The organism is Lichenihabitans psoromatis (assembly GCF_004323635.1).
Classification (GTDB): Bacteria; Pseudomonadota; Alphaproteobacteria; order Rhizobiales; family Beijerinckiaceae; genus Lichenihabitans; species Lichenihabitans psoromatis.
This window is the reverse complement of sequence record NZ_CP036515.1, coordinates 1,997,302-2,017,262: the sequence shown is the minus strand read 5'-3', so window position 1 is coordinate 2,017,262 and position 19,961 is coordinate 1,997,302. Positions and strand designations below refer to the sequence as shown.

Genomic DNA, 19,961 nt, shown 5'->3' with positions numbered 1-19,961 from the left:
ATCGCTCACTCGACTAAGGTTGGCGGCAGATGGAGCGACCCGGCACGCCGCGGGGCGCTCGTCGCGACGTTAGAACGGTGAGATCAAACCGCCATGACTGCGCGTCACCGAGACCCCGACCCCGACCGTCAGATTATTGGTCAGCGCATATTCAACGCCTGCACCGACCCGCGCCGCCGATTGCAGATCCGACGTATCGTTGAACACGTTGTTGATCGAATCGGATGCCGAATAGCCAAAGCCCGGCCCAAATCGCGGCTTCGCCAGCACGACTCCGGTGGTCACATAAGGCATCAAACGGCCCATGTCGTAACCGACCTTCACGTCGGTTGCCGCAAAGTCATAGCCGCGCACGTACTTCGAGCCGAACAACGATGGCGAATAGCCGGTCGAGCCGTCGATGCCGAGCACGATATGATTCGCAAATTCGTGATCGTAGCTCGCCGTCAGGGCACCGCCGACGCCGGCCCCCTTCTGGTGCTTGCCGCCAGCGACGATCAATTCGGTGCCGACCGACAGTCCGTGCCAGATCGATGGCGTCGGCTCAGGGTCGAGGGCCAGGGCCGGGAGCGTGGGGAACATCGCCGTGCTCGCGTCCACCGCAAGGGCGGGCAAAACAGCGCCCGCGCTGAGACCGGCCGCAACGAACAAAGACGAGATCAGACGAGCCATGAATGGGTCCGGGCCAAGAAGCGATATGCTCCGATGCACGCATCATAAGATGTTTCGGCCCGAGCTCCAATGCCTCGATGACGAGACGCCGTTTCGGGGGCGTCCGAGATCCGTGTAAGGTCCAAGCCATCGCGACGCGAGACCGATATGATCCGCTTTTCCCAATCGATCGCCACGGGTTCGATCCTCGCGCTGCTTGCGATCATGCCCTGCCCTGCGTCTGCGGCTACACAGAGCCAGCCGGCCCGGAGTTGGAGCGGGACGAAATGCATCCGCTACACGGCAGCCTGGTCGCAGACGATCGCGCGCGGCGGCACCAAGGGTCTCGGACTGGACTTCCTCAGCCGCCACGACGCCTTCCTGGCCTCCGGATGCACCGGCCCGCACAACGTTTGCCCGCGCTCGCCCGAAGAGTTGAAGCTTGCCAACGATATGGTGGTGCTGGCCATGAATGCCGGGACAGCGAGTACCTTTCCGCCTTTCGGCTGCGGCCGGTGACAGACCCTACTGGGCGGGCGTGCGCGCCAGCCAATCGAGCAATGCAGAGCGATAGGCGTCCGGATCCTGCATCTGCGGCGCGTGGCCGAGCAACGGGAATTCCACAAGCGTCGCGTGCGGAATGGCCTTGGCGGCCTGCTTGCCGAGCACCTCATAATGCCCGAGCTTCGCTTTGACCTCGGGCGGCGCCACATCCTTGCCGATCGCCGTCGTATCCTTGTCGCCGATCATCAGCAGCGTTGGCATGGTCAGCTTGTCGAGTTCGTAGACGACCGGCTGCGTGTAGATCATGTCGTAGAGAAGGGCCGAGTTCCAGGCGACCGCGACGCGGCCTTCGCCGCGAGACAGGCCGGCCAGCATCTGCACCCATTTCTCATAAGCCGGCTTCCAGGTGCCGCCGTAGTAAGTGGCTTGCTCATAGGCGCGGATGCGATCGGCCGTGCTCTGCATCTCCCGCGCGTTCCACTGGTCGACGCTGAGCGAGGGAACGCCGAGCGCCTTCCAATCCTCGAGCCCGATCGGATCGACGAGCACGAGCCGCGTCACGTCTTTGGGGTACATCAGGCCGTAGCGAATGCCGAGCATACCGCCGGTCGAATGGCCCACCACCGTGATGCGATCGATCTTCAGGCTTTCGAGCAGGGCGTGGGTGTTGCGCGCCAGTTGCTGGAACGAGAATTGGTAAGCCTCCGGCTTGCTGGCTTTACAGAAGCCGATCTGGTCCGGAACCACGACGCGATAGCCGGCCTGGCTGAGAAACGCGATGCTGTTCTCCCAGGTGGCGCCGCAAAAGTTCTTTCCATGCAGCAGCACGGCCGTCTCGCCATTGGCTTTGCCGGTCGGCGCGACATCCATGTAGGCCATATGAAGCGACCGCCGTTGCGACTCGAAGTTGAAATTATGCACCGGATAGGGATAATCGAACCCCTGAAGTTCCGGCCCGTAGACCGGGCCTGCATCGTCGGCGCTCGCGAAACCGCAGGTCAGGAGACTCGCGGCCAGCATCAGGCTCGTTAAAAGACGGGTGGATGTCATAAGCCGATCCTGTTCGGTGGCAGTCTGTGGGGCAACGTCCCGTCTGCGGTGCGGTTGCGGATGCCTGCTTTGCTCGCACGCATGCGGTGTGGCAGACAGAGCCGCAACGAAGGACACCATCACGATGCCGCATCGCTGCGCCTGGGCCGGGCACGACCCGATGATGCAAGCCTACCACGATACCGAATGGGGCGTGCCTGAGCGCGATAGTCGAGCCTTGTGGGAAAAGCTGATGCTCGATGGCTTTCAGGCGGGGCTGTCCTGGTCGACGATTCTGCGGAAGCGAGACGCCTTCCGCGCGGCCTTCGCGGCGTTTGACCCAGAGCGGGTCGCGGCCTTCGACAGCGTCGATGTCGAGCGCTTGCTGCAAGATGCCGGGATCGTCCGGTCACGATCCAAGATCGAGGCCACGATCGGCAATGCACGCGCTTATCTCGCCATGCAGGCTGCTGGCGAAGATTTCGCGACCTTCGTTTGGGGCATGGCAGGCGGCGCGCCGATCGCCCATGCGGGTCATGTCCCGACCAAGACGCCTCTCTCCGAGGCGGTATCGGCGGCCTTGAAGAAGCGCGGCTTCAAATTCGTCGGGCCCGTGATCGTCTATGCCTGGATGCAGGCGACCGGCATCGTCAACGACCATGTGGCCGATTGCTTCAGGTCCGAAGCAGGTTGCGGCGAGGGCTCGCTTGCAAAGTGACCGCAAGGCGGCATGCTCTGCGCCAATTCTAACCGGAGTACGGCCATGACGACTCTCCTTTTTGCCTTGTTGATCGGCGTGGTCGCGGGTCTCCGCACCATGACGGCGCCGGCTGCGGTGACCTGGGCCGTTCATCTCGGTTGGCTTCATGTCGATGGCACATGGGCCGCGTTCCTGGCCCATCCGATCACGCTTTGGGTCTTCTCGCTTCTGGCGCTCGGCGAATTCGTCGCCGATCAATTGCCGAACACGCCGAGCCGCAGGGTTCCGTTCCAGTTCGGCTCTCGGATCGTGAGCGGCGCGTTTTGCGGTGCCACGATCGGCAGTGCATTCGGCAATCTGGTCGGCGGCCTGATCGCTGGTCTCTTCGGCGCGATCGTTGGAACGCTCGCAGGCGCCGAGGCGCGAAGCCGCCTCGCATCCGCATTCGGCAACGACCATGTTGCCGCCATCCTCGAGGATGTGATCGCGGTCGGCGGCGCGCTCTGGATCGTCTCGTCGCTCGGCTAAGCCAGAACAGTCTCGTCAGATCGCTTTGGCGGGTCCGCCCCCGATGAACCGAAGCGTCAGCGGTCGACCCGCGATCGCACCACCGAAGCTCGGGACGAGGGAAACGGGTGTGCAGGCGGAAAGGGATCCGAGCACCGCCGCCACGAAAGCGCGCTTGTCCTCCGGCTCGCCGACGAGTTTTGAAAAGGTGATCCTCGGCTTGCCCAGCACCGCGCCATCGCGCGTCAGGCTCAGCAAAACCGTGACCTCCGAGCCCGTCGAGCGATCGGGTGCCTTGAAACAGTGGGTCAAGACCGGCCCAAGGTCACGCAGCGTCGCGACCGGCGGGGTGGCGCCAGCCGCAACGGCGATCAGAAATGCGCCCCAGACGGGACCCATCGACATGACGACTTCTCCATCGGTTACCAGCCCACAGAATAGACCCGCTTGCCCCCTCGCAAACAACCCTATTGTTGTCAAAGCCACGCTCCCGATGCCCCCTCAGGATCTTCCGACTATCCTTGGGGAGGACTTCCGGATAAGCTCCCACAAACAAGTCTTGCCGCAACGGTATGTCTCAGGAAACAACGGCATGGTCGTGACCATCAAACGAATGATCCTCATGACGGCTTGTGCAACACTCATCTATGGATCGTCGGCGCGTTACTCGGTTTCGATCGCGCAGAGCGAAGTTTTTCCGCAGAATATCAACGAATGCACGACCCTGACCGATCCCGCCAAGCTTCAGCAATGTATCCTGACCAACCAGGGCGGCCGCAAGATGCGCGGGAAATTTTCATCGACGCCGAAATCCGCCGATGCGCCGATCTTTCTCGATAGCGAGCATCCAGGCCGGACGGCACCGGCGCTTTCCATCGCGCCGTGATGGCGCGACCCCGAAGACCCGCGCCGGAGCCGGAGCCGTTAGCGGTCGGGCATCATCAACTCTTGGGCACCTGCAAGGTCGACACCGGAATGGCCGGCGTCAAATTCAGGGTCGAAAGTGGTTCGACTTTATCCCGGTCGAGATAGTCGGCGATCAGCTTCGCGCCGGCGGCCTCGTTGGCGAAGCCCCAGACGTGTTTGCGGGTGCCTTCCATGATGGTGGCATAGACCGCGAGATCGATGGCCTGCCGCACCGCCATCTGGGTCGGTTCGTTTCGCGTCACGCCCGCCTCGACCTGCAGCAGCTTGTCGACCGCGACGAAGCGATAGGTGTTGGCCGTCAGTGCGACCGAATAGATCGTCTTTGAGGTCGTGACGCTGTTGAGCACCTCGCCCGACTGAACCGAGACGACCCGGAGCGCCACCGTCACCACATCTTGCCGATATTGACCGTTGGCCCCGATGCCGAGGAAATTCGCACCTGCGCCCCCCGTGACGATGTTGGAGTCGAAGCCGATGATGCCGCCTTGCAGCAACAGGCCGGCGAAGCGGATCGGTGGCAGCGGCTTGGCCGCGTCCTTGTCGAATTCAATCCGGGTCTGTCGGATCAGCTGCCGTTCCTGCAAAAGATCGTTGAGATTGCCGCGATCGATGACCGTGAACCACTTGCCGTTCCCGGCGCGCTGCAAACTATCGACGAGGTAGCCGAGGCCGCCCTGAGTCACGGCACGGGAGAAAACCGCGACATTGTCGTTCGGTTCGTTCTTGCCGGTGAGGTCGGGAAAGGAATAGACCGCGATGTCGATCTTGGCACGCGGAGGCGCAAGCAGTTCCAGGTTCACGCCCGTGGCCGACGCCGGCGTTACTTTCGGGGCCTGCTCGAACAATTCGGGTGTGCCAGGCTGACAGCCCCCCAGCAGAAGCACCAGCGGCAACAAGGCCCATGTCACGCGACGCATCGATCCCCCAAGCGGCTCTGAAACATGACGTACACTCATGGTCCCGCCGGCACCGTGACATTGGTGATCGTCGTCCCATCGTTGATCGAGACGTTCACGTTGCTGCCGACCCGGTTAAAGTTGATGGTCGTGCCCTGGAACGCGAACGTGCCGTTCTGCTGCGCGTTTTCGCCGAAGATCGCCGAGGTAATCTGATTGGCAAGCGAACTATAGAGTTGGCTGGTCAATTGCTGCGCGAAGATCTGTCCAGCGGTCTGCGTGGTGCCGGAGGTATTGGCGAGGCTGGCCTTCTTCGATGCGGCAAGTTGCGGAAGGTTTTGCGCCTGCGCGACCGACAGCAGCGTATTGCCGTTTAGCGGGCTGCCCCCGAATTGCGGGTTGGTCGGCGTGTAGACGATGCTACCGGCCTTTGCCGGAGAGGCGCAGAGGACCGCGAGGGCAGCCGCAACGGCGAGCGCGGAGCAGCGATGAGCCGGGTTGAGCGTCACAGGCAAACGTCCTTCTTTGGGCCGCATTTTGCAAATCCGACAGAGCAGTATTTCACGACTTTAAGCAATCTGAAGTTGTCGAGCGGCTTGGTCCTCGATGCGTCTGGGCGGTGTCATCGGCGTGCCTGAACAACCGTCACGGTCTTGGCATCACCGACCTGCCGCAGCCCGTAGCTGAGGCCCGACCCAATCTGCGTGGCCACAATCGCATTGCCCTGTCCCTGCACCGCGATCGTCGCCACATCGGCCGAGCCGATCTGCGTGCTGGAGAGACGATTGCCATCCCCGATGGACGTGAGCGATGAGAGATTATCGTTGCCGAGCTGGATCGTGGTGCTGTTATTGCCAAACCCATTTTGCGCGATGCTGGCAGCATTTTGAGTGCCGCGTTGTGTTACCGACGCCACATTGCTCCCGCTCGTCAGGGTCGCGCTGCCAAGGCTCCGGTCGACCGCATAAGGATTGGCAGTGCCGGTCGCATTGGTTGGAATCGCCTGATGCTGCACCAGCAGATAATCCGATACGTCAGTATAAGGGCTCGATCCGTTCACCAAATTCGCGCTTTGCGCGCGCGCAACTTCAGGCGTCACCACCGCACCAACCGCTAGTGCGGCTCCGATGCCGACCAAGGCTCGCCTCATTCGAATCCGCATCATGGCTGTTTCCCCGAAGCTGGAGCGCAATCGATAGATCGACCTCCCATTTCGACCACAAGGCTAATCGCATAAGTCGATCCAGGCTCGAGGCTTAATGCGCCTCCACCGACCATTACGGCTTGCTCCGAGCGGCTCGTAAACGCGCCGCCCTGTCGGATGGTGCTCGAGCCGGCCGGTCCGCCCTTGACGATCGATAACCGGTAGAGCCCAGAAGCCACATTGCGGGTTACGATCTCGCCATGAAAGACGAGCGACGCACCCCGTGTCTCGTCGATGACGGCACAGACGATAGCGGGTTTTGCGTCGCTTGCTTGCATGAAGGCGATCCGGCCAAACGTTGCGCCGAGCCTTCCCTTTCAAGCAGGTCGGCTCGGAGCGCGACCGCTCTTTAGTGCTGCGTCACATGCGCGGTGTTGTTCAGGTTCGACTGATTATAGCTGGTGCTGTTGTTGTTGCTCGTCTGCGCGACCGTGATGGTCTGATTGAAACCAGTCTGCGTTCCGTCGACGTCGTTGCCATTGCCAATCTGCGTCACGACAGCGGTCAGATAATTTCCGTTCTGCAGATTATGGATCGTGTTGTTATTGCCAGTTTGCGCTGCAGAAAAGTTGTCTCCGCCAAAAAGACCGCCATATTGGGCGCTATTGATAAGATTATTGCTGCCGCTCTGCGTCGAGTTGAAGTTATTATACAAATAAGCCGCATTAGATTGCGTGCTTTGAACTGTGTTATTGTTTCCGTTACCTTGAGTAATATTAGCAACTACTCGGCCGGTCTGATCATTGAAAACCGAACTGTTTGACGATGTGGTACCATCAGCGCCCTGGTGAACCGTCAGTTGTGCTCGCTCACGCTGGGTCGAGTTGACCGAGTCATCGCCGGCATATCCGTTGCTGCCCTGATAAATGGCCGCTTGTGACCGATAGCCATATTGATCCGAGACGACACTATTGGCGAAATCACCATTCTGGATGACCGTGATATCGGCGCTGGTCGAGCCCGAATGCTGGGTGACCGTGGCCGAGTTGCTGATCGCCGAGGTGCCATAATACGCATTTTCGGTCTGATCGATGGAGACATTTCCATCGACGCCTGACTGAGTCAGATCCACCACGGCATTGCTGGCCATGGCGGAGCCCGCGATCAGCATGGCCGAGAGGGCCGTCGAAACCAGAAGAATCTTGCGCATCATCAGCTCCCAAAAAGACCATTTCGGCAGCAATCATCGGATTGGCACCATGGCTTCGGCTGTGAGCTATTGATTTAATCAAATCTGCACGCAATCATCCATATAGAGTAAGATGTAATTAATAATTTTTTTAAATGGCCATCTGCACTGCAAAAACGCGACGAGTCCGGCGTGAGCGTCGCCTCTCTTTTTTATAGTCGTGACTAAAACAACACGGCGGCTGTGCCGATGCGTTCCTCATCCTGAATCGTCTTTGACAAAGCGCCGTGATCTTTGTGATCGTGATCGTAGGGGCCGAATCGAAAGAAACTTCTACGTCGCCATTGAGAAAAATGGGCGTGCTTCGACCTTAATAAATTTAATTATTGCTTAAATACTGGTCAAAATGCCTAAATAATATTGCACGCTGTCGTTGCCGCGCGGTACGACATACACGCTGCATTGTTGACGTTCAGATCACGGCAGTAGGGAGGGGAGCGACATGGCATCGACAATCGATAGCCTCTGGATATCATTCCGCACGGCTATCCTTTTGGCGGGCTTTGTCGCCCTCGCAGCAACGTTCGTTGCTTTCGCGGGTCCCGTCGGGGCCATGGACGCGACCGCCCCGATCGCGCCGCCTGCTCAAACCGACACACGGCCCGCGACCGCACCTGCTTCCGGCTGCGACGCCGCCTGCGTCAGGCTCAACACCGATCATGCGGCGCAACTCTGCGCGCCTTTGATCGAGGCGCAATCCCCGACCGATTTCGATTGGCTGAACCGCCCGGTGCCCGGCATCTTCCAGCAGGCCGAGCCGCCGGAAGGACGCGACTTCACGGTTCGCTACCGAGGTGACGTCATTCGTTTTCAGACACCGGATCGCGACTGGATTCGGATGAGCTACGAATGCGCCTACAACGTCGAAACCAGGAAAGTGATGTTCCTCAACCTGCGTCCAGGCCGTCTGGCGGCACAAAAGACGTCGGTGGTGGTTGCGACGATCCTGCCTCTGCCGGTTCATGTTCAGCCGGTGCCACAGATCATGGCCCAGCAACAAACCGCGCCCATGCCCGGAACTCACGGCTCACAATTGCCGACACAGCGTTTCGTACAGCAGCAACCCGCCAAGAGGTTGCCCCCGGCTGTTGGCGAGCCGAGCCCGATTGAAATCCAGCAGCAAATGCCGCGGGTGCGACCGTGACGGACTTGCTCGGCCCCTTGTCGGAAAGCGACGTGACCGACACGATGGCGGCCTTCGGTCTGCTCGGATTCGCGAGCCTACAAATCGGCGGCGACGGCGAGATCCTCCGTCTGAACAGTAAGGCGGCCGCCTTATGCCGTAAGCTGTTCGGGGTCGCTCTCGTGCCAGGGCGATCCGAGACAGCCCAATTGAAGGCCCTCGTGGCCGAAGCCGTGGCGGCGGCAGACCGCGGGCAGCCCTGTGGCCCGAGTGCCTTGGCACGAGCCAAGGGACGTCCGCTGATCGTTCATGTCCTGTCGGTTGAAGACTATGCGACGCCACGCGGCACACGCTTTGCGGCTCTCGCGCTGTTGATCGACCCCGACGAAACCAGCGATGTCTCCGTGCCGATGCTGAGCGGCGCGTTCGGCCTGACCAAGAGCGAGATCGAGCTCTCTCGCAATCTCTACTCCGGCCGCAGCTTGAAGGAGATCGCGAAGCTTCGGCAAACCAGCATCGCGACGCTGCGGGCGCAATTGCGCGCCGTCTTCCTCAAAACCAGCACGAAGCGCCAAGCCGAGCTCGTGGCCTTGATGTCGCGCTTACCGGCGCAACGCCCGGTGTTTCGGAGCGGGCCGGAGCAGGTCGCCACGGAGCGGGGCGCCACGGTCCGGGTCACCGACCTCGCGAGCATCTGTTGACGAAGGGGATTTGCTGCGTTCCGTTCTGGTTGAGACGGAGCGACATCCATCTCATTCGTTACTTCACCGCCGCATTGCCGCCGTCAGCCCACAAGGCTGACCCTGTGACGAAGCTCGCCAGTGAACTGGCGAGGAACAGCGCCGCAGAGGCGATCTCGTCCGGCTGCGCGATGCGTTTCATGGCGTGCAGCCCGGCGGCCCAGTCCTTTTGGCTTTGATCGCCAGCCATCTCCGTATCCACGCCACCCGGTAACAGGGCGTTGGCGCGGATGCGGTGCGCGGCATAGTCAGCCGTGATCCCCTTCACCAACCCCATCAGGCCGGCTTTCGACGCACCTTAGGCTGCCATACCGGGCAATCCGACGCTGGTCCCGACGAAGCTCGATGTGAACACGATAGAGCCGCCCCCACGCTCGAGCATGGCAGGGATTTGGCTGCGCGCTCCGAGATAGGCTGCCGTCAGGTTGGTGTTCAGCGTGTCGTTCCACTCTTCGGGCGCAATGTCGGCGAGCGGTTTAATCGACCCGACCGTGCCGGCGTTATTGATGGCGATATCGAGGCCGCCAAACTCGCGCAGCGCGGTCGACACGGCTGCATCATGGACTTCGGAGAGCCGAATATCACCCGCCGTGACGGCAGCGCGGCCTCCCTCACGGCGAATAGCGTCGGCAAGGTCATCGAGCCGGGATGTCCGTCGCGCGACCAGCACGACGGCAGCCCCCTGCACCGCGAACATCCGGGCGATCGCGTGCCCAATCCCTGTCGATGCCCCCGTTACGATAGCGACCTTGCCCTCGAGTATCATCACAACCCAGCCCCCTTCGAAATCACTGGGGCGATGTCTAGGGGCGCTTCCGCGATCAGCCACTCCGTTTCTTGCGGTCGAATCGGAGGATCGGCACGCGGATCTTGAACGGCGTCAAACCTCGTTGCGACCGCTGCAAGGAGCAAACAACTTTAATCGAATTGAAGTGTCGCTGTTTACGTTGCGATCACCAAGTTGCTTCTCAGATCCCAACGGCCGGACATCGGCTTCGATTCTAGGGGAGTTCTGCGTCATAACGACTTATATTGGCGTTGTTCTCGGAGGTGACTTTGGCACAGGATACAAAATTCGGATTGCCGGGATCGCGTCCTGTCGTGCGACGCCCGGTGACCGCAAGCGATTTGCCGAAATCTGTTTCCGGTCGTTGGACCGCTCGCCGGAAGGCCGAGGTGGTTTCGGCCATCGAGGACGGCGTCCTCTCGTTTCATGAAGCAGCGGCGCGATATCGTCTGACGGGGGAAGAACTGCAAGGCTGGCAGACGACCCTGAAGCGGCATGGTCTGAAAGCGCTTGGAGCGACCCGCGTGCAAAAATATGATCGCCCATGACGAGCACGATCAGGTCGTCGCCGACCAGGCCTTCCACGACGCGCCTCGTTAAATGCGTCGGTCAGGGTGCGCTAGAGTGGGATTGCTCGGCAGGAGCGGTCGCGTGCACGGCCTCACGCTGCAGTGTTTCGATCGCGTGGTCGATTTGCGTGCGTTGACGTTCGAGCCGAGAGATCTGAGTTTCGACTAAATCGGTTGGCACGACTGGAGTTCCATCCGAATTCGTCTTGCCGTTTCCAAGCAACTCACCGATTTCTGTCAGTGTGAAGCCCCAATCACGCACCTTGAGAATGAATTCGAGTCGCTTCATTTCAGTTGGTCCGAAGTATCGACGTGTTCCGACGCGCTCTGGATGCAACAAGCCTCGTTTCTCGTAAAATCGCAAAGTTCGCAATGTCAGATCGTATTGTGCCGCAAGCTCCGCGATACTAAGTCGAGCGGTCTCCGTCTGGTCATACGCCATCGCTGCCTCTATTTCGAACGCATCCTCGAACCATATTAATTATTTGTTTCTAAATTCATATTTTATCTTCTGCTTAAATTCATTGTGGCGTAGAGTCACAGGCAACGTCCGAGTTAGTCCGAAAGATCCATTTCGACTGTCGAGTTGTTTGAAGATGCTTTGAGCGATTAAATCGCGAAACAGAGCCCTTTTCACGACGATCTTATGTCTTGATCGGCGCAGCGACAGCCAGCAGGATAGCTGACCATTCGGTCAAACCCCGATGGTGGACGGGGATACGGAATGATGACTGCGGGTCTGGGTCTCACGGTCGGGTCTGCGGCAGCAGACGCGGCGGCGCGTGTCGAGGATCGTCGAGATCAACGCACCGGCCACGAGCGTCAGACACCCGGTCATCAGCCAATCGTGGTCGCGCGCGACCTCTCGGTGACGTTCGCGGCGACAGACGGGCCGGTTCACGCTTTGTCGAACGTCGACCTCTCGATCGAGCGTGGCGCGTTCGTGTCGCTGATCGGCCCGTCCGGCTGCGGAAAGACGACCTTGCTGCGCGTCATCGCCGACCTCGAACGTGCGACATCGGGATCGTTGACCATCAATGGCCTCGATCCGCAGCGCGCCCGCGAAGCGCGGCACTATGGTTACGTGTTCCAGGCACCCGCCCTTCTGCCGTGGAGAACGGTGGCCGGCAACGTCGCTTTGCCGCTCGAAATCATCGGGATTGACCGGGCCGAACGGGAGCGGCGTGTTGCGGCCGAACTCGACCTTGTCGGCTTGTCCGGCTTTGAGAGAAAATTTCCGTGGCAATTATCCGGCGGTATGCAGCAGCGCGTTTCGATCGCCCGCGCCCTCGGTTTTGCGCCGGACTTACTGCTCATGGATGAACCGTTCGGCGCCCTCGACGAGATCACGCGTGACCAACTCAACCTCAATCTGACACAATTATGGGAGCGGACCGGCAAAACCTGCGTCTTCGTCACCCATTCGATCGCCGAAGCTGTGTTCCTGTCGACCCATATCGTCGTCATGAGCCCGCGACCCGGCCGCATTCTCGATGTGATCGACAGTCCTCTACCTCGCTTGCGCACGCTCGATCTGCGGGACACACCGACTTTCGCGGAGGTCGCGGCCCGTGTCCGCCATGGACTCAAGGCGGGCCATAGCTATGACGACTAGCGCGCTCAGCCGGATCGACGCTCGTCCGCTGCCTCGATCGGGGCACAACACTCACATCATGCCGGTCGCGATCGTCGGAGCCGTTATCCTCATTGTCTGGTACGGCCTGGCACTCGTGCTGAATGGGCCGCAAGCGACCGCTCGACTGGCCCAGACCGGAGCGGCATGGAGCTTTGACGATTTCGTCCGCCAGGCTTTCACGGCGAGCCGCCCGCTGCTGCCCACGCCGGATCAGATCGTCGGGGAACTGGTCAGGACGGTGTTGTTCTACGCGCCGACGGATCCGCACAGCCTGCTCTACCATTGCGGCGTCACGGCCGGGACGGCCATCAGCGGCTTCGTGCTCGGCTCGGTCTTCGGCGCCATTCTGGCGATCGGTATCGTTCATAGCCGCGTTCTCGAGGCCAGCGTCATGCCGTGGGTGGTGGCGTCGCAGACGGTGCCGATTCTCGCGATTGCCCCCATGGCGGTGGTGATTCTGGGCAATATCGGGCTGACCGGATTGCTGCCCAAGGCGATCATCTGCGCCTATCTGTCGTTTTTTCCGGTGACGATCGGCATGGTCAAGGGCCTTCGCTCCAGCGACCCGCTCGTGGCCGAATTATTGAAAACCTATCATGCCAGCGGCCAGCAGCTCTTCTGGAAACTGAAACTGCCGAGTTCGCTGCCGATGCTGTTCACCGGCCTGAAAATCGGGGTTGCGGTCTCGACCATCGGGGCCATCGTGGCCGAATTGCCGACCGGCGGGACGGCAGGGCTCGGCGCGCGGCTGCTGACCGGCTCCTATTACGGCCAGACGCTGCAGATCTGGGGCGCGCTGGTCGCGGCGGCGGTGCTCAGCCTCGCGCTTGTCTACACGATCGCGGCGATCGAACGGCTGCTGCTTGGCCGCACGGGGCAATTGCGATGACGCTTTGGTCGCGGCGCCCCGGCCTTGCCCCACTGCCCGCCGCCGCCTGTGTCGTGGCCATCGCGGCCTTGTTCTGGCCCGTGGCTTGGCGCGGCGTCGCGCCTCCGGTCGACCCCGATGCCGATCCGCTCGATGCCGTCGGCCAGACCACCTGGACGGCGCTCTCGTGGGGGTCGCTACACCCTGCGCTCGCGGTGGCGGCGCTCGTTCTGACCACGTGTCTCGTCTGCGACCTCGTTGTTCGCAAGCGCAGTCGGCGGCCACGCTTAGAAGCCTTGATGCTGACGCCGGCCATTCTGGCTGGTGCCGCGCTCCCGTTCTGGCTGCTTGCCTTCGGGCTCGCGCTCGGCGTGGGGGCTTGGCTGATGGTAGCGGCCGTGATCCTGCTCGTTTGGCGCGTGCTGACGCGCCTCAGCGAAGATCCGGGCTGGGGCCGCAGCCTCGTCGTGCCGGCCGTCTTCGGTATCCTGATACTTTATTTATGGGAAGTGGTGGTGCGCGGCTTCGGCGTGCCGCTGATCCTGCTCCCACCGCCCAGCCTCGTCGCCGTGACGGCGTTCGGCAATGGCGCGATCCTGGCCGGCGATTTTACCCAGACGGTGCTGCGCTCGGCGTTACGCGGCTACCTGATCGGCTGCTCGGCCGGCCTCGCGATCGCGATCCTCTGCGACCGCTTCCCGGCGCTCGGGCGCGGGCTATTGCCCTATGGCAATCTCGTCAGCGCCGTACCGATGGTTGGCATCGCGCCGATCATGATCATGTGGTTCGGCTTCGGATGGGAGTCGAAAGCCGCGGTCGTCGTCGTCACGACGCTCTTCCCGATGCTGACCAACACGCTGGCCGGGCTGGCCACGACAGAGCGGCTCCAGCTCGATCTCATGCGCTCCTACGCGGCGGGTTACTGGCGCACGTTGCTGATGGTCAGGCTTCCCAACGCGCTACCGTTCATCTTCAATGCACTGAAGATCAACTCGACCTTCGCGCTGATCAGCGCCATCGTGGCGGAATTCTTCGGCACGCCAATTGCTGGCATGGGGTTTCGCATCTCGACCGAGGTGGCGCGCATGAATCTCGGGATGGTATGGGCCACCATTCTCGTAGCGGCCGTGACCGGTTCAGCACTTTACGGCGGCTTGTCTCTTCTCGAGCGAGCCGTCACCTCCTGGCACCCGTCCTATCGAGGACGATAAGGGCCACAACCTGCAGGGAAGACCGCGCATGTCGTTCAAGCGAACATCATATCTGGCCGCAGCCGCCGCGGTTCTCGGGTTGGCGGGGGAGGCCCATGCGGCCGACAAGCTCACGCTGCAATTGAAATGGGTCACGCAGGGCCAATTCGCCGGCTACTACGTCGCGCAAGACAAGGGCTTCTACAAGGATGCCGGGCTGGACGTGACGATCAAGCCGGGCGGCCCCGACATCGCGCCCGAACAGGTGATCGCGGCGGGCGGCGCGGACGTCATCGTGGATTGGATGCCGGCGGCCCTGGCGGCTCGCGAGAAGGGCGAGCCGCTCGTCAACATCGCCCAGATCTTCGAGAAATCGGCTCAGATGACGACCTGCCGCGCGGATACCGGCATCAAGACGCCGGCCGATTTCAAGGGCAAGACTATCGGGGTCTGGTTCGGCGGCAACGAATACCCGTTCCTGACCTGGATGAACAAGCTCGGCTACACATACGAGGGCGCCTCGCCAGACGTGACCTTGCTGAAGCAGGGCTTCAACGTCGACCCGCTGCTCCAGAAGCAGGCCGATTGCATCGCCACGATGGTCTATAATGAATATCATCAGATCCTCGAGTCCGGGCAGCTCAAGAAGGCCGACCTCGTGACGTTCAAGTGGCAGGATCAGGGCATCGGCATGCTCGAGGATGGCCTCTACACGACCGAGGCGGAACTGAAGGATCCGACGAAAGCCGACGCGCTCGCCCGGTTCGTCAAGGCCTCGATCAAAGGCTGGGAATATGTGGCGGCCCATCAGGATGAAACGGTCGCAATCATCCTGAAGAACGATACAACTGGCGCGCAAACCAAAGAGCACCAGACCACCATGGTGCAAGAGATCGTGCCGCTGCTGGAAGGCTCGAAGGGGGTCGGCTATCTCGACCCCGCCGATTACAAGCGCACCGTCCAGATCCTATTGGACAATAAAGTGCTGACCACCGAGCCTAAAGGCGCCTGGACCCACAAGATCTATGACGCCGCAACGAAGCCCTAAGGGGCGCCAAAACCTAGATCGAGTAATCCTCGAACGAATGTTCGTGGCGGGACGTGACGAACACCGTCTCGCCCGCCGCGAGGCGCAACTGGCGGCTCTGCTCGGCCGTCAGTTCCGCGTCGATCGTGTCGCCCGTATCGACGCGATGCAGTTCGACCCGGATCGTCGGCCCCGCAACGCCGATATGCCGGATGGTGGCCGGAAAGCCGCCACCGAGATCGGTGCGGGCGATGACCACATCATGCGGGCGCACCAGCGTCATTCCGGGCTTTACGCCCCCGTCTGACAGAGGCTTGGTGGCGACCACATCCGACGCCGCATCGGTGTCGCGCCGCGCGCCGAACAGGTTGTAGGCTCCGAGAAACTGAAAGACGAAGAGGCTCGCGGGATTGTCATAGACCTCCTGCGGGGTCGCGAATTGCTCGATCCGCCCCGACCGCATGACGGCGACCCGATCGGACACCTCCAGCGCCTCTTCCTGATCATGCGTCACGAAGATCGTGGTCACATGGATGGTCTCGTGCAAGCGCCGCAGCCAGCGACGAAGCTCCCGCCGCACTGTGGCATCGAGCGCGCCAAACGGTTCATCCAGCAGCAGCACGCGGGGTTCGACCGCGAGGGCACGCGCCAAAGCGACACGCTGGCGCTGGCCGCCCGACAATTGCGCCGGGTACCGGCCCGCCAGCGACTGCAACTGGATGAGGCCCAGCAGTTCCTCGACCTTGGCCGCAATGGCGGCGTTGGTGGGGCGCGCGCGCCAGGGCTTCGAGCGCAACCCGAAGGCGATATTCTCGAACACGGTCATGTTCTTGAACAAAGCATAGTGCTGGAACACAAAGCCGATCCGCCGGTCGCCGATGCCTTTGGCCGAAATATCCTGCCCGTCGAACAGGATCGCGCCGCTGCCGGGGTCGGCCGCCTCCATGCCGGCGATGACGCGCAGCAAGGTGGTCTTGCCCGAACCGCTCGGCCCGAGCAACGCCACCAGTTCGCCTGACTTGATCGACAGGTCGACGTTTTTCAAAACCTGCGTCGACCCAAAGGTCTTGGTGATCCCGCGGACCTCGATGCTCATCGAATCGTCTCGTTCTGCTGGGCGAGCGGCACCACCGCGCGACCGCGCGCCGCCTTGATGTCGATGACGGTCTTGATCACGAGCGTCACCACCGCCAGCAAAGCCAGCAGCGACGCCACCGTAAAGGCGGCCTGATTATCATATTCGTTCCACAGCTTCTCGATGCGAAGCGGCATCGTGTCGTTGGAATCGACGTTGCCCGACACGACCGAGACGGCGCCGAACTCACCGAAGGCCCGCGCGGTGCACAGGATGATCCCATAGAGCAAAGCCCAGCGGATATTGGGTAACGTGACGGTTCGGAAGATGCGCCAACCGCTCGCCCCGAGCGAGAGGGCGGCCAATTCCTCGTCGGAGCCTTGCGTCTGCATCAGCGGGATGACCGCTCGGGCCACGAAGGGGAACGTCACGAAGATCGACGCGAGCGCGATGGCGAGCGGCGTAAAAATGACGCCCTCATAGCTGCGCGAAAACGTGAGGGGCCAGACGTGTCCGGCAAAGCCCTGCCACGTCAGCGAGGTGGGGTCGGGCCAGGTGAAACCCGTCGCCCAGGCGCCGAACAGCCCGCTCCGCCCGAGCAGCAGCACGAAGACGAGACCGGCGATGACCGGCGAGACCGAGAACGGGAGATCGATCAGCGCCACCAATAACGCGCGGCCGCGAAAGCGAAATTTGGTGACGCACCAGGCCGCCATCAGGCCAAATACGATGTTGAGCGGGACCACGACGACCGCGATGCCGACCGACATCCTGATGGCGCCCCAGGTCTTTTCGACCTGCGCGCGTTTCATCGCCGCGCGGCGCTTGTCGAGGATCGTCTTCGGCGGGGGGCCGCCGCTCTCCGTGCCGAACGTCTGCACATAGGCGTCGACGCCCTTGCTGAACGCCTGGGTGAACACATTGGCGACCGGCAGCACGATGAAGAGCGTCAGGAACGCGATCGAAAGGGCGATCAGCGTGACGCGGACGATGCGCGGTTCCTCGATGCCGGTTTTGACCGGACCCGCCAGAGCACCCCCAAGCACCGGTGCGGCTGCCATCTAGACCAATCCTCGCACCATCAAGCGATCCTCCGTCGGCGCACCCAGGCCTCGAAGCCGTTGACGACCAGCAGGATCATCAGCGACGCCCCGAGCAGAACGACGCCGATCGCGGTCGCCTGCGCGTAATGAAAGTCATCGAGCTTCGTCACGATCTGCAACGGGGCGATCTGCGACTTGCCCGGAATGTTACCGGCGATGAAGATCACCGAGCCATATTCGCCAACGGCGCGCGCGAAGGCCAGCGAGGATCCGCTGAGCCAAGCCGGGAAGATCTCCGGAAAGATGACGCGCCGAAAGATCGTGAACGGGCTCGCCCCGAGGCTGCGGGCCGCAAGTTCATATTCGGTGTCCCACTCCTGCAGCACCGGCTGCACGGTGCGGACCACAAACGGCAGGCCGACGAAAATCAGCACCAGCACGACGCCGACATTGGTGTTGGTATAGGCGAAGTCGAGCCCCGATAGCGCGTCCGCCGGCAGCAAATCGGGCCGCCCGACGAAGCTGCCGAGCCGGTTCAGCGCGCCCACGATATTGTCGCCGAGACCGCCGATCCAGCCGGTCTTCAGATAGAGGTTGCTGAACGTGAGACCGGCAACGGCGGTTGGCAACGCGAAAGGAAAATCGATTAAGGCATCGAAGATGCGCCGACCGGGAAAGCTGTAGCGAACCAGCACCCAGGCCACCATCAAACCGAACACGGCATTGACGAGCGCCGCGATGGCCGATGCGCCGAACGTCAGGCGGTATGACGCGACCACCACTGGATCGCTGACCGTTCCCCAGAATTCCGCCCATGTCAGTTGCGTGGTCTTGAACACCAACGCCCCGAGCGGGATCAGCACCAGCAGCGACAGATAAAAGAGCGTGTAACCGAGAGTGAGCGAAAAGCCCGGGATGACGCGCGGCGTCGCGCTCATGCGCGCCGCTCACAGCGGAGGGGTCTACCGATCCTTATTGGCCTTGTCGTCACGCATAAGCCTTGGCTCGACCACGATCGGTTCTTGCGAACCGCGGACAAGCCGTCAAGCGCTGTCATTGGGCTGCCCGACCTTACTTCAGCGGCTTGTAGAGAGCATCGAACACCCCGCCATCGGCGAAGAAAGTCGCATGCGCCTTGGTCCAGCCGCCGAAGGTCTCGTCGATCGTGAAGAGTTTGATGGGCGGCAGATCCTTGCTGTAGCGCGCGAGAGCTTCGATGTCGCGCGGGCGGTAATGAAGCTGGCCGATCGTGTCCTGCGCGTCCTTGGTGTAGAGATATTGCAGGTAGGCTTCGGCGGCCGCACGGGTTCCTTTTGCATCCACCACGGCATCGACGACCGCGACCGGCGCTTCGCCCAAGATGCTGACCGAGGGATAGACGATCTCGAACTTGTCGGCGCCGAACTCCTCCAGCGCCAGCCAAAGCTCGTTCTCCCAATTGACCAGCACGTCGCCGATCTGCTTTTGGGCAAAGCTGACGGTCGAGCCGCGCGCGCCTGTGTCGAGCACCGGAACGTGGCTGTTGTAGAAAGTCGTGATGACGGTGCGGGCCGTGGCATCATCGAGCACCGGGAAGGCCGTCGCGGCCTTGGCTGCGGCTTTCGCCTCGTCGTTGCCGGCCACGGTCGACAGGTCATGCGTCTTGGCCTTGGCGACAGCGCCCCACAGCGCCAAAAAGGCCCACCGTCCGCCACCGCTTGTTTTCGGGTTGGCGGTCACGACCTGCGCGTCGCTCTTGGTCAGGTCACTCCAATCCTTGATGCCCTTCGGATTGCCCTTGCGGACCAAAAACGCAACGGTCGACGTGTAGGGAGAGGCATTGTCGGGCAGCCGGTCGCGCCAGCCCGGCTTGATGAGCCCGGCCCGCTCCATGGCCGTCACGTCCCAATCGAGCGCGAGCGTCACGACATCGGCCTTAAGGCCGTCGATCACCGAGCGCGCCTGTTTGCTCGAGCCGCCATGCGATTGCTCGATCGTCACCACCGTGCCGGTCTTGGCTTTATAGTCAGCCGCGAAAGCCTCGTTGATGACGCTATAGAGTTCGCGGGTCGGGTCATAGGAGACGTTGAGCAACTTGACGTCCTGCGCGGCCCAGGCCGGAACGCCGACGTGAGCGCTCGCAACAATCGCACCCGCTCCAGCGATAAGGCGGCGTCTCGTCAGCATCGAAATCTCCTTGGCGACCAGCGATGGCATATCGATCGTTCCTCACTTGCGATCAGTCTATAAAGCTTGTCAACTTTGTGTGTGGAGGATGCGATGCGGGGCTGCAAGTCGATCGACGACCATCCTCGAC

24 protein-coding genes and 1 pseudogene are annotated in these 19,961 nt (G+C 61.7%); 11 read left to right on the top strand and 14 right to left on the bottom strand.

Annotated elements, in window-relative coordinates; translation table 11 throughout:
* Positions 1 to 69: 69 nt before the first annotated feature.
* Positions 70 to 672 (bottom strand): outer membrane protein, encoded by a 603-nt coding sequence (locus EY713_RS09360; RefSeq protein WP_131114556.1) that lies wholly within the window; start codon positions 670 to 672, stop codon positions 70 to 72.
* Positions 673 to 819: 147 nt separating this feature from the next.
* Between EY713_RS09360 and EY713_RS09355 the strand changes: the two genes are divergently transcribed.
* Positions 820 to 1,170 carry a hypothetical protein gene (locus tag EY713_RS09355; protein ID WP_131114555.1) on the top strand — a complete coding sequence of 117 codons (351 nt, stop codon included), beginning with the start codon at positions 820 to 822 and terminating at the stop codon, positions 1,168 to 1,170.
* A gap of 6 nt (positions 1,171 to 1,176) precedes the next feature.
* On the opposite strand, the gene EY713_RS09350 is transcribed toward EY713_RS09355, so the two are convergent.
* Positions 1,177 to 2,205, bottom strand: coding sequence for an alpha/beta fold hydrolase (locus EY713_RS09350; protein ID WP_131114554.1), 1,029 nt, complete (start codon positions 2,203 to 2,205; stop codon positions 1,177 to 1,179).
* Positions 2,206 to 2,329: 124 nt separating this feature from the next.
* Here EY713_RS09350 and EY713_RS09345 point away from each other — a divergent pair, with 124 nt between their 5' ends.
* Positions 2,330 to 2,902 (top strand): DNA-3-methyladenine glycosylase I, encoded by a 573-nt coding sequence (locus EY713_RS09345; RefSeq protein ID WP_131114553.1) that lies wholly within the window; start codon positions 2,330 to 2,332, stop codon positions 2,900 to 2,902.
* A gap of 45 nt (positions 2,903 to 2,947) precedes the next feature.
* Positions 2,948 to 3,412: a DUF4126 family protein gene (locus tag EY713_RS09340; RefSeq protein WP_131114552.1), complete on the top strand. Its 465-nt coding sequence runs from the start codon at positions 2,948 to 2,950 to the stop codon at positions 3,410 to 3,412.
* 15 nt (positions 3,413 to 3,427) lie between these two features.
* Here the strand turns inward: EY713_RS09340 and EY713_RS09335 are convergent, their stop codons facing one another.
* On the bottom strand, positions 3,428 to 3,796 hold the full coding sequence (locus EY713_RS09335) for a hypothetical protein (protein WP_131114551.1): 369 nt from the start codon (positions 3,794 to 3,796) through the stop codon (positions 3,428 to 3,430).
* Positions 3,797 to 4,013: 217 nt separating this feature from the next.
* Here EY713_RS09335 and EY713_RS09330 point away from each other — a divergent pair, with 217 nt between their 5' ends.
* On the top strand, positions 4,014 to 4,277 hold the full coding sequence (locus EY713_RS09330; protein ID WP_131114550.1) for a hypothetical protein: 264 nt from the start codon (positions 4,014 to 4,016) through the stop codon (positions 4,275 to 4,277).
* Positions 4,278 to 4,332: 55 nt separating this feature from the next.
* Here the strand turns inward: EY713_RS09330 and EY713_RS09325 are convergent, their stop codons facing one another.
* From EY713_RS09325 to EY713_RS09310, 5 genes are all read right to left on the bottom strand, one after another.
* Positions 4,333 to 5,235, bottom strand: coding sequence for a CsgG/HfaB family protein (locus tag EY713_RS09325; protein WP_131114549.1), 903 nt, complete (start codon positions 5,233 to 5,235; stop codon positions 4,333 to 4,335).
* Between the two features lie 35 nt (positions 5,236 to 5,270).
* Positions 5,271 to 5,723 (bottom strand): curli assembly protein CsgF, encoded by a 453-nt coding sequence (locus tag EY713_RS09320; RefSeq protein WP_245572955.1) that lies wholly within the window; start codon positions 5,721 to 5,723, stop codon positions 5,271 to 5,273.
* 113 nt (positions 5,724 to 5,836) lie between these two features.
* Positions 5,837 to 6,379, bottom strand: coding sequence for a hypothetical protein (locus EY713_RS09315; RefSeq protein ID WP_131114547.1), 543 nt, complete (start codon positions 6,377 to 6,379; stop codon positions 5,837 to 5,839).
* Positions 6,376 to 6,696 (bottom strand): curli-like amyloid fiber formation chaperone CsgH, encoded by a 321-nt coding sequence (gene csgH / locus EY713_RS23560; protein WP_425374353.1) that lies wholly within the window; start codon positions 6,694 to 6,696, stop codon positions 6,376 to 6,378. Before csgH ends, EY713_RS09315 begins: the two co-directional genes overlap by 4 nt.
* 71 nt (positions 6,697 to 6,767) lie before the next feature.
* Positions 6,768 to 7,571: a hypothetical protein gene (locus EY713_RS09310; RefSeq protein WP_131114546.1), complete on the bottom strand. Its 804-nt coding sequence runs from the start codon at positions 7,569 to 7,571 to the stop codon at positions 6,768 to 6,770.
* Between the two features lie 478 nt (positions 7,572 to 8,049).
* Here EY713_RS09310 and EY713_RS09305 point away from each other — a divergent pair, with 478 nt between their 5' ends.
* Both EY713_RS09305 and EY713_RS09300 read left to right on the top strand, forming a co-directional pair.
* Positions 8,050 to 8,751 (top strand): hypothetical protein, encoded by a 702-nt coding sequence (locus EY713_RS09305; protein ID WP_131114545.1) that lies wholly within the window; start codon positions 8,050 to 8,052, stop codon positions 8,749 to 8,751.
* Positions 8,748 to 9,431, top strand: coding sequence for a helix-turn-helix transcriptional regulator (locus tag EY713_RS09300; RefSeq protein ID WP_131114544.1), 684 nt, complete (start codon positions 8,748 to 8,750; stop codon positions 9,429 to 9,431). Before EY713_RS09305 ends, EY713_RS09300 begins: the two co-directional genes overlap by 4 nt.
* 58 nt (positions 9,432 to 9,489) lie before the next feature.
* Here the strand turns inward: EY713_RS09300 and EY713_RS09295 are convergent.
* Positions 9,490 to 10,239: pseudogene (locus EY713_RS09295) on the bottom strand (SDR family oxidoreductase).
* Between the two features lie 287 nt (positions 10,240 to 10,526).
* Between EY713_RS09295 and EY713_RS09290 the strand changes: the two are divergent.
* A complete protein-coding gene (locus tag EY713_RS09290; protein ID WP_131114543.1) occupies positions 10,527 to 10,805 on the top strand; it encodes a DUF1153 domain-containing protein in 279 nt (92 codons plus the stop codon).
* Between the two features lie 61 nt (positions 10,806 to 10,866).
* Here the strand turns inward: EY713_RS09290 and EY713_RS09285 are convergent, their stop codons facing one another.
* On the bottom strand, positions 10,867 to 11,268 hold the full coding sequence (locus EY713_RS09285; RefSeq protein WP_131114542.1) for a MerR family transcriptional regulator: 402 nt from the start codon (positions 11,266 to 11,268) through the stop codon (positions 10,867 to 10,869).
* Positions 11,269 to 11,553: 285 nt separating this feature from the next.
* Between EY713_RS09285 and EY713_RS09280 the strand changes: the two genes are divergently transcribed.
* The 4 genes from EY713_RS09280 to EY713_RS09265 are packed head-to-tail and all read left to right on the top strand — an operon-like array spanning position 11,554 to position 15,568.
* Complete coding sequence (locus EY713_RS09280; RefSeq protein WP_131119501.1) at positions 11,554 to 12,441, top strand: ABC transporter ATP-binding protein; 888 nt, start codon at positions 11,554 to 11,556, stop codon at positions 12,439 to 12,441.
* Positions 12,431 to 13,351, top strand: a complete 921-nt coding sequence (locus tag EY713_RS09275) for an ABC transporter permease (RefSeq protein WP_165491082.1) — start codon at positions 12,431 to 12,433, stop codon at positions 13,349 to 13,351. The genes EY713_RS09280 and EY713_RS09275 overlap by 11 nt, the downstream gene beginning before the upstream one ends.
* Entirely contained in the window at positions 13,348 to 14,541 is a 1,194-nt protein-coding gene (locus tag EY713_RS09270) for an ABC transporter permease (protein WP_245572953.1), read from the top strand. Before EY713_RS09275 ends, EY713_RS09270 begins: the two co-directional genes overlap by 4 nt.
* Positions 14,542 to 14,569: 28 nt before the next feature.
* Positions 14,570 to 15,568 (top strand): ABC transporter substrate-binding protein, encoded by a 999-nt coding sequence (locus EY713_RS09265; RefSeq protein ID WP_131114541.1) that lies wholly within the window; start codon positions 14,570 to 14,572, stop codon positions 15,566 to 15,568.
* A gap of 13 nt (positions 15,569 to 15,581) precedes the next feature.
* Here the strand turns inward: EY713_RS09265 and EY713_RS09260 are convergent, their stop codons facing one another.
* The 4 genes from EY713_RS09260 to EY713_RS09245 form a co-directional block, all read right to left on the bottom strand.
* Positions 15,582 to 16,643 carry a sulfate/molybdate ABC transporter ATP-binding protein gene (locus EY713_RS09260; RefSeq protein ID WP_131114540.1) on the bottom strand — a complete coding sequence of 354 codons (1,062 nt, stop codon included), beginning with the start codon at positions 16,641 to 16,643 and terminating at the stop codon, positions 15,582 to 15,584.
* Positions 16,640 to 17,683: a sulfate ABC transporter permease gene (locus tag EY713_RS09255; RefSeq protein ID WP_131114539.1), complete on the bottom strand. Its 1,044-nt coding sequence runs from the start codon at positions 17,681 to 17,683 to the stop codon at positions 16,640 to 16,642. The genes EY713_RS09260 and EY713_RS09255 overlap by 4 nt, the downstream gene beginning before the upstream one ends.
* A gap of 20 nt (positions 17,684 to 17,703) precedes the next feature.
* Positions 17,704 to 18,603: an ABC transporter permease gene (locus tag EY713_RS09250; protein WP_131114538.1), complete on the bottom strand. Its 900-nt coding sequence runs from the start codon at positions 18,601 to 18,603 to the stop codon at positions 17,704 to 17,706.
* Between the two features lie 133 nt (positions 18,604 to 18,736).
* Entirely contained in the window at positions 18,737 to 19,831 is a 1,095-nt protein-coding gene (locus tag EY713_RS09245; RefSeq protein ID WP_131114537.1) for a sulfate ABC transporter substrate-binding protein, read from the bottom strand.
* Positions 19,832 to 19,961: the final 130 nt, after the last annotated feature.

What these genes read in the sequence shown, in the direction of transcription:
- EY713_RS09310 (WP_131114546.1), bottom strand. Translation starts at nt 7,571, where the DNA reads ATGATGCGCAAGATTCTTCTGGTTTCGACGGCCCTCTCGGCCATGCTG.
- EY713_RS09350 (WP_131114554.1), bottom strand. Translation starts at nt 2,205, where the DNA reads ATGACATCCACCCGTCTTTTAACGAGCCTGATGCTGGCCGCGAGTCTC.
- EY713_RS09355 (WP_131114555.1), top strand. Translation starts at nt 820, where the DNA reads ATGATCCGCTTTTCCCAATCGATCGCCACGGGTTCGATCCTCGCGCTG.
- EY713_RS09260 (WP_131114540.1), bottom strand. Translation starts at nt 16,643, where the DNA reads ATGAGCATCGAGGTCCGCGGGATCACCAAGACCTTTGGGTCGACGCAG.
- EY713_RS09305 (WP_131114545.1), top strand. Translation starts at nt 8,050, where the DNA reads ATGGCATCGACAATCGATAGCCTCTGGATATCATTCCGCACGGCTATC.
- EY713_RS09325 (WP_131114549.1), bottom strand. Translation starts at nt 5,235, where the DNA reads ATGCGTCGCGTGACATGGGCCTTGTTGCCGCTGGTGCTTCTGCTGGGG.
- EY713_RS09245 (WP_131114537.1), bottom strand. Translation starts at nt 19,831, where the DNA reads ATGCTGACGAGACGCCGCCTTATCGCTGGAGCGGGTGCGATTGTTGCG.
- EY713_RS09255 (WP_131114539.1), bottom strand. Translation starts at nt 17,683, where the DNA reads ATGGCAGCCGCACCGGTGCTTGGGGGTGCTCTGGCGGGTCCGGTCAAA.
- EY713_RS09335 (WP_131114551.1), bottom strand. Translation starts at nt 3,796, where the DNA reads ATGTCGATGGGTCCCGTCTGGGGCGCATTTCTGATCGCCGTTGCGGCT.
- EY713_RS09275 (WP_165491082.1), top strand. Translation starts at nt 12,431, where the DNA reads ATGACGACTAGCGCGCTCAGCCGGATCGACGCTCGTCCGCTGCCTCGA.
- EY713_RS09345 (WP_131114553.1), top strand. Translation starts at nt 2,330, where the DNA reads ATGCCGCATCGCTGCGCCTGGGCCGGGCACGACCCGATGATGCAAGCC.
- EY713_RS09285 (WP_131114542.1), bottom strand. Translation starts at nt 11,268, where the DNA reads ATGGCGTATGACCAGACGGAGACCGCTCGACTTAGTATCGCGGAGCTT.
- EY713_RS09250 (WP_131114538.1), bottom strand. Translation starts at nt 18,603, where the DNA reads ATGAGCGCGACGCCGCGCGTCATCCCGGGCTTTTCGCTCACTCTCGGT.
- EY713_RS09330 (WP_131114550.1), top strand. Translation starts at nt 4,014, where the DNA reads ATGACGGCTTGTGCAACACTCATCTATGGATCGTCGGCGCGTTACTCG.
- EY713_RS09280 (WP_131119501.1), top strand. Translation starts at nt 11,554, where the DNA reads ATGACTGCGGGTCTGGGTCTCACGGTCGGGTCTGCGGCAGCAGACGCG.
- EY713_RS09340 (WP_131114552.1), top strand. Translation starts at nt 2,948, where the DNA reads ATGACGACTCTCCTTTTTGCCTTGTTGATCGGCGTGGTCGCGGGTCTC.
- csgH (WP_425374353.1), bottom strand. Translation starts at nt 6,696, where the DNA reads ATGCAAGCAAGCGACGCAAAACCCGCTATCGTCTGTGCCGTCATCGAC.
- EY713_RS09360 (WP_131114556.1), bottom strand. Translation starts at nt 672, where the DNA reads ATGGCTCGTCTGATCTCGTCTTTGTTCGTTGCGGCCGGTCTCAGCGCG.
- EY713_RS09315 (WP_131114547.1), bottom strand. Translation starts at nt 6,379, where the DNA reads ATGATGCGGATTCGAATGAGGCGAGCCTTGGTCGGCATCGGAGCCGCA.
- EY713_RS09265 (WP_131114541.1), top strand. Translation starts at nt 14,570, where the DNA reads ATGTCGTTCAAGCGAACATCATATCTGGCCGCAGCCGCCGCGGTTCTC.
- EY713_RS09270 (WP_245572953.1), top strand. Translation starts at nt 13,348, where the DNA reads ATGACGCTTTGGTCGCGGCGCCCCGGCCTTGCCCCACTGCCCGCCGCC.